The sequence below is a fragment of the Coprococcus sp. LG101-27 genome (assembly GCF_027695515.1).
Taxonomy (GTDB): domain Bacteria; phylum Bacillota; class Clostridia; order Lachnospirales; family Lachnospiraceae; genus Allocoprococcus; species Allocoprococcus comes.
On sequence record NZ_JAQEUJ010000030.1, the window covers coordinates 1 to 6,352 of the forward strand.

The following is a 6,352-nucleotide window of genomic DNA, read 5'->3' on the forward strand; positions in this document are numbered from 1 at the left end:
TTTGTGGTGATATCGCCAAGCTTACGCTGTTCCCAATCTTCACTATACCCTTCAAATCTAATTTTAGGTTTTCCCATCTCTACCCCTCCATTTTCCCGATCAAATCATTCAAAGATGCCATTATTGACGCATCATCTGATGTTAATTCTTTGAGCATTGAAAGGAATTCTCCCTGCACTTTTTCGATTTCTTCATCCGTTTTCTTCATTTCACCTAAAAGTGCCGGTAGATCAACCTCTTCTTCTTTCTCAAAATTATCAACATATCGTGGTATATTGAGGTTAAAGTCATTTTTTTCTATATCTTCAAAGTTGGCAAGGAATGCCTCTTTTTCTACAGTTTCTCTCTTACTGTACAGATTGATAATCTCTTCAATATGTTCATCTGTCATTTCATTTTGCTTTTTCCCTTTATTGAACTTCTTGGAAGCATCAATAAATAATACATCTCTGCCATCTCTATGCTTTTTCAATACAATGATGCAAGTCGGAATGGACGTGTTATAGAAAAGATTTGCAGGTAATCCTATTACCGCATAAATATTTCCTGAACGAAGCAGTTTTTCTCTGATTTTTCCTTCAGCTGCGCCGCGAAAAAGAACACCATGTGGTAAAACAATTGCCATAGTTCCATTACTTTTCAAATGATACAGTCCATGAAGCAGAAATGCATAATCTGCTTTCGACTTCGGTGCCAGTACACCATAATCACTGAATCTTTCATCTTGTAAAAATCCGGCAGCTGCACTCCATTTTGCTGAATACGGAGGATTCATAAGTACCATATTGAAATCTGTTTCTTCTCCTGTCGGCCAGTCTCCGTCAAGTGTATCTCCGTTATGAAGTTTCTGGTTTTCTGCTACAATTCCATGAAGGAACATATTCATTCTTGCCAGATTGTAAGTAGATGTATTCAATTCCTGTCCATAGTATTTAATATATTCTGAATGCTTTGCATATTTCTTTGCATTCAAAAGAAGCGAACCTGATCCCATACATGGATCATATACTGACAGACCTTGCTTTTCTTCCTGTCCCTTGATTGCAATTCTGGTTAAAATTTTTGATACTGCCTGTGGAGTATAGAATTCTCCTGCTTTTTTTCCTGTCTCCGATGCAAACCATCCAATCAAAGTTTCATATGCATTTCCAAGTATTTCTACATCCGAATTCAACAAGTCTGCATTATCAATTACTTTAATCAAACTTGCAATCGTATCACTCTGCTTTTGATCTCCCACCCCTAAACGATTGGAATACAAATCAATATCCGTAAACAAATCCACGAACAATTCATCACTTTGCTCAATATTATTAAATGCCTTCTGTAACTGCTCACGGCTAAAAGAATTATTTCTAGCTGCATCCGCAAAATAAGTGTAGGTAAGCTCCGGTTCAATCACATAATGGCATACACTTTTCATTTCCGTCTTTAACGCTTCTCCATCTTCTCCATTAAGAACTTTCACATATGCATCCAATGCCTCTTTCAAGCTCTCTGGTTTTCCATCACAAATCATATCATATACTTTTATCAGAAAAGAATCGGATAAGTACTTGTAGAAAACAATCCCCAGCAAATAATCTTTATACTCATTAGCATCCATTTTTGAACGCAAAACATCCGCCCCACTCCATAACACACTGTTTAAATCCCTGCTGTTCTCCATTTCAGCCATTTTATACTCCTCCGTCTTCTGTTATTTCGCCGCAATGGGCTACTTTCTAATCATAGTGAAAGTATACCATACCTTCAAAAAATATGGTACTCATTCATCCTCTGTATTCTGCATAGAAAAAGACTGAAAGATACCTCTCCACAATAGCTTTCAGTCTTCCATCTTATTCTTTTCCACAATTAAACAGCACCCATTTACATCTTCCAAACCAGCTCCACGCCAACTTTCATCACCCCGGCCAGCACCATCACCCAGATTGGATTCATCTTCACCTTCCTAAGCAAGATCACACATACCACAAATATTCCAACCATCAGCCAACTGGTATCAGATATCACCATTTTCCCGGAAACTCCCCAGAATGCTGTCTGCAAAATGGAAATTCCCGCCGATCCGATCAGTGCGACCACCGCCGGTCTGATCCCTCCAAGTATTCCCTGCAGCATGTCCATTTCCCGGTATTTTAAATACAATTTTGCAATGATCGTCACGATAATGCAAGATGGTGTGATATATCCTAGTGTAGCCACAACCGCTCCCGGCATTCCGGTCAGTTTCATCCCAACAAAGGTTGCTGCATTGATCGCAATCGGTCCCGGAGTCATCTGGGAAATGGTGATCAGATCCGTAAATTCCGTCATGCTGAGCCAGTGATGCACATTTACGACCTGCCCCTGGATCAGTGGAAGTGCCGCATATCCACCTCCAAAGCTGAACAAGCTGATCTGAAAAAAGCTTAAAAATAATTGTATATAGATCATACTCTTTTCCTCCGTCTGTTCCATATCGTCCGGATTACACCAAAAGCTCCACTTGCAATCACAATATAAATCACATTGATTCCCAATACACAGGCTGCTATAAAGGCTGCAATCATAACAATCGTTGCCACATTATCTTTCTTTTTTATAATTCCACATCCCATTTCATAAGTGACCGAGGCAATCACAGCTCCGACACCTGCCTGCATCCCTTCCAGCATCTGACTCATCAGATAATTATCCCGAAATGCATGATAAAAAGCAGAAATCAAAGAAATGATCACAAACGGTGGGATAATCGTTCCAATAATTGCAACCAGTGTTCCTGCAAGGCCGGCAAGCTTATACCCAACCACGATTGCCCCATTTACCGCAATCGGTCCCGGTGCTGACTGCGCGATTGCCACCAGATCCAGCATTTCATTTTCTTCAATCCAATGATAATCATCCACAAACTTTTTCTTCATCAGCGTGACGATCACATAACCGCCGCCAAATGTAAATGCACTTAGATATAATGTAGATAGAAAAAGTTTAACCAACACTTCTCTTTTATTCTTCATAATTTTTATCCTCCACCCATTAGTATATCTTTGCTTTATACAGATGTAAATTAAAATCCAGGTAAATTTCAAAACCTTTCCGAAACCTTTCCAATACAATTTTACCTCTTGACTTTTCCAACAATCTCATTTATCATATATAACATATCAATTTAGTAGGTTTGTAAAGGAGTGACACAGAATGAACATCTTATGCTTCGGCGACTCAAACACATATGGCTACAAACCGGACGGAACCGGCAGATTTGACACCGACACCCGATGGACCTGTCTGCTTCAGAAGAAGCTGGGTGCTGACCACCGTGTGATCGAAGAAGGTCTTTGTGGAAGAACCACTGTATTTCAGGATGATCTTCGTGAGGGACGCCGTGGACTTGATCTGATCGGTGTCACGCTGGAAATGCATAACCCTATCGATCTCCTTATCGTTATGCTCGGAACCAACGACTGCAAAACAAGATACAATGCGTCCGCAGGAACCATTGCCAAAGGATTGGCTCAAGTCATCCAAAAAGCCCGAAAAAACGTTTCCCAGCCTTTTAATCTCCTCGTCATTTCACCGATTCATCTGGATGAAGGTGTTGACGATCCTGGCTTTGATCCGGAATTTGATGAAAAATCCGTAGAAATTTCAAAAAAGCTTGCTGAAGAGTATCACAAAGTGGCACTTCTGCATCATGCAGCATTTCTGGATGCCTCTGCTTTCGCATCTCCGAGTACAACCGACCGCGAGCATCTGGATGCAGCCGGTCACGCTGCACTTGCTAATGCAATCTATGAAAAAGTTATCGATATGCAAAAAGAACTGGAAAAAGCGGTATAGATTTTTAACGTCTATACCGCTCTTCGTATTCGTATTCTTCATTAAATATAAATCCGCATGATATTGATCACAAATCCAATCGCCCCAAGTGTCATAAACACAAGCGCAGCTCCTGCTGCCTTTTTTCTTGTTTCAATCTTTTCCTGATCTTCGATGCTCATATTCTGGACCGGATATTTTCTTCTACCGATCAGATAAAGAATCAGTCCACTTGAATTATTTCCATTCATCGCCCAAAATCCCCAGAATTTCGGGTGCTTTAAGCCTCTTGCTTTTGCATCTGATACCGTCATCTGATAAATCTGCCATGCGGTGCAGATTGCTCCTACCAACGCAATTGCTCCGCTTGCTACTGCTGCTATTTGATTCCATCCCATAATAATCTGCCTCCTAAATCCGTTTGATAATCTGATAAAGCAATACCGATGAACTCATGATTACCACACAAAATACAATTACCAGATAATAGGTTCCTTCCGGCAACAGCATGTTCAGCGCAATCAACAGTATCATCAGTATAATATTTAAAAGAATTGCTCCAGTCAGTTTTTTGTTGCTTTTTACAACATTTGTACTCTCTTCCAGATGTTCTGCCATCTTCTGATCTCCTTTCAACAGTTCATCAAGACTTACGGAATATAGATCACTAAGTGCAATGACACTGATAATATCTGGATACGATTTTTCATTTTCCCAATTGGAAATAGTCTGGCGGGAAACATCGATTTTCTCTGCAGCCTTCTCCTGGGTAAGCCCGGCTTCTATCCGTGCATTTTTTAGTTTCTTTCCTATTTCCATAATTCCTGTTTCTTCCTTTCACGGACATCATTCCATATAGAACACCAAAAGTCTATCAAACATCTTTTACAAATGGCATTTTTGCCTGTCAAAATTCTTTTACACCGGCAAATATACCTGTATCTTACCATCCGGAGAGATTTGTATCAAGAAAACTATGGCACTTTCTCCTCGCATCTGTTAAAATAGGATTTCAGAAACGGAGGTTTTGAAATGCTAAAATCCTATGTCTGTTTTGACCTGGAAACAACCGGGCTTGACCCACTATATAATGAAATTATTGAAATCGGAGCACTGAAAGTCCGCGACGGAAAGGTTGCCGAACGTTTTATGGAATTCATTCATCCACAGGAAGAGATTTCCCCGATGATCACGAATCTCACCGGCATTACGAATGAAATGGTTGCAAATGCCAGACCTGCCGATACTGTGATCAGTGATTTTCTTGAATTCTGTGAAGACGATGTCCTGATCGGCCACAATGTAGGCTTTGATTACAGCTTCATGAAATCAGGTGCTTCCAATTTAGGACTTACTTTTGAAAAATTTGGAATCGACACATTTAAGATTGCCCAGCGCACCTTAAAATCACTTCCCTCCAAAAGTCTCTCCAGTCTGTGTGAATACTACCAGATTGAAAATAAAGCTGCGCACCGCGCCTACTATGATGCACTTGCCACAGCCAAGCTGTATCAGACACTGGCACACTATTTTGAAAATGAGGATCCTTCTCTTTTCAAGCCACAGCAGCTTACATACAAAATAAAAAAAGTGCAGCCTGCCACAGCAAAACAGGTTGCTCTTTTGCAGAGACTGTGCAGCCAGAAGAAAAAAGTACCGGAATGGAATCCGGATACGATCACGCGCAGTGAAGCATCTCGGCTGATTGATTCTTTGCTGAAATCCAAAGTAATTTAAAAGCATCGTCTGCAGATTCCCGTTATCTCAGAAACTAAAAAGATAGAGTCCGTCTTGAAAAATTTTTCTTCTCATAAACGTACTCTATCTTTTTTCTTATCCCAGATACGCGATTGCCTCTTCTCTTGTTCCGGAAACGCGTCTTGCATCCTATGGTATCAGAAATTTCCAACTTCCAAATTCTATTTATTTACCTTCCAGTTTTCCAAAAGTTTTAATTCTATTTTTGTGCCATTCGGCAGTGAGAACCAGTGGTCGTTGATTGCTTTTACCGGATAAGCCTTGATCTTTTCCATCGTTTCTTCCACGGAATCCACCGCGATTGAAATGTGGTCGTAGCCATTTTCTCCCTCTGTGTTAATTTCTTCCATTTCGCAGAGCTGGATTCCTTCTTCGTACCAGCATTTTCTTCCCGGTTTTTCACCGATCTCTCTCCACATATGCATTTCAAATACATCTTCAAAAAATTTCTGTGCATTCTCGTAAGATGCCGTTCTGATTGCTGCATGATCGATCTTTGCCATATTCTATATCCTCCTATTTTCGAAGTTTATGTTCTATTTTAGGATAATTCATTTTGTGAGAGCGTGCAAGAAAAACAATGACATGAGGAGATAGATAAAAGTTATTGACAAATACGGTTGTGACACCCGTCTTCATACAACTGGCAATGTAAACATACCATTTTTTCCATGCAAAAAGAAGCCCTCACACAAGGACTCCTTCGTAAGTAGCGGGAACTGGATTTGAACCAGCGACACCGCGGGTATGAACCGCGTGCTCTAGCCAACTGAGCTATCCCGCCATATGA

The 6,352-nt window shown here is 40.4% G+C and carries 8 protein-coding genes and 1 tRNA gene; 2 read left to right on the forward strand and 7 right to left on the reverse strand.

Annotated features, from left to right (window positions below):
- Window positions 1-79: 79 nt before the first annotated feature.
- The 3 genes from PG766_RS14725 to PG766_RS14735 form a co-directional block, all read right to left on the reverse strand.
- Window positions 80-1,678, reverse strand: a complete 1,599-nt coding sequence (locus PG766_RS14725; protein ID WP_270591114.1) for a type I restriction-modification system subunit M — start codon at window positions 1,676-1,678, stop codon at window positions 80-82.
- Between the two features lie 194 nt (window positions 1,679-1,872).
- Complete coding sequence (locus PG766_RS14730) at window positions 1,873-2,439, reverse strand: chromate transporter (RefSeq protein ID WP_270591116.1); 567 nt, start codon at window positions 2,437-2,439, stop codon at window positions 1,873-1,875.
- Window positions 2,436-3,002: a chromate transporter gene (locus tag PG766_RS14735; RefSeq protein ID WP_173825393.1), complete on the reverse strand. Its 567-nt coding sequence runs from the start codon at window positions 3,000-3,002 to the stop codon at window positions 2,436-2,438. Before PG766_RS14735 ends, PG766_RS14730 begins: the two co-directional genes overlap by 4 nt.
- A gap of 181 nt (window positions 3,003-3,183) precedes the next feature.
- Between PG766_RS14735 and PG766_RS14740 the strand changes: the two genes are divergently transcribed.
- Window positions 3,184-3,825 (forward strand): GDSL-type esterase/lipase family protein, encoded by a 642-nt coding sequence (locus PG766_RS14740; protein ID WP_270591118.1) that lies wholly within the window; start codon window positions 3,184-3,186, stop codon window positions 3,823-3,825.
- A gap of 41 nt (window positions 3,826-3,866) precedes the next feature.
- On the opposite strand, the gene PG766_RS14745 is transcribed toward PG766_RS14740, so the two are convergent.
- Complete coding sequence (locus PG766_RS14745) at window positions 3,867-4,202, reverse strand: hypothetical protein (RefSeq protein ID WP_055261784.1); 336 nt, start codon at window positions 4,200-4,202, stop codon at window positions 3,867-3,869.
- 13 nt (window positions 4,203-4,215) lie between these two features.
- Window positions 4,216-4,623: a helix-turn-helix domain-containing protein gene (locus tag PG766_RS14750; RefSeq protein ID WP_117557698.1), complete on the reverse strand. Its 408-nt coding sequence runs from the start codon at window positions 4,621-4,623 to the stop codon at window positions 4,216-4,218.
- A gap of 213 nt (window positions 4,624-4,836) precedes the next feature.
- Here PG766_RS14750 and PG766_RS14755 point away from each other — a divergent pair, with 213 nt between their 5' ends.
- Window positions 4,837-5,541, forward strand: coding sequence for a 3'-5' exonuclease (locus PG766_RS14755; RefSeq protein WP_117834945.1), 705 nt, complete (start codon window positions 4,837-4,839; stop codon window positions 5,539-5,541).
- A 182-nt stretch (window positions 5,542-5,723) separates the two neighbouring features.
- Here the strand turns inward: PG766_RS14755 and PG766_RS14760 are convergent, their stop codons facing one another.
- Window positions 5,724-6,065 (reverse strand): VOC family protein, encoded by a 342-nt coding sequence (locus tag PG766_RS14760; protein ID WP_117557694.1) that lies wholly within the window; start codon window positions 6,063-6,065, stop codon window positions 5,724-5,726.
- Window positions 6,066-6,272: 207 nt separating this feature from the next.
- Window positions 6,273-6,346, reverse strand: a tRNA-Met gene (locus PG766_RS14765).
- Window positions 6,347-6,352 lie beyond the last annotated feature (6 nt).

Coding starts and splice junctions, on each gene's coding strand:
- PG766_RS14725 (WP_270591114.1), bottom strand. CDS start 1,678: ATGGCTGAAATGGAGAACAGCAGGGATTTAAACAGTGTGTTATGGAGT.
- PG766_RS14730 (WP_270591116.1), bottom strand. CDS start 2,439: ATGATCTATATACAATTATTTTTAAGCTTTTTTCAGATCAGCTTGTTC.
- PG766_RS14735 (WP_173825393.1), bottom strand. CDS start 3,002: ATGAAGAATAAAAGAGAAGTGTTGGTTAAACTTTTTCTATCTACATTA.
- PG766_RS14740 (WP_270591118.1), top strand. CDS start 3,184: ATGAACATCTTATGCTTCGGCGACTCAAACACATATGGCTACAAACCG.
- PG766_RS14745 (WP_055261784.1), bottom strand. CDS start 4,202: ATGGGATGGAATCAAATAGCAGCAGTAGCAAGCGGAGCAATTGCGTTG.
- PG766_RS14750 (WP_117557698.1), bottom strand. CDS start 4,623: ATGGAAATAGGAAAGAAACTAAAAAATGCACGGATAGAAGCCGGGCTT.
- PG766_RS14755 (WP_117834945.1), top strand. CDS start 4,837: ATGCTAAAATCCTATGTCTGTTTTGACCTGGAAACAACCGGGCTTGAC.
- PG766_RS14760 (WP_117557694.1), bottom strand. CDS start 6,065: ATGGCAAAGATCGATCATGCAGCAATCAGAACGGCATCTTACGAGAAT.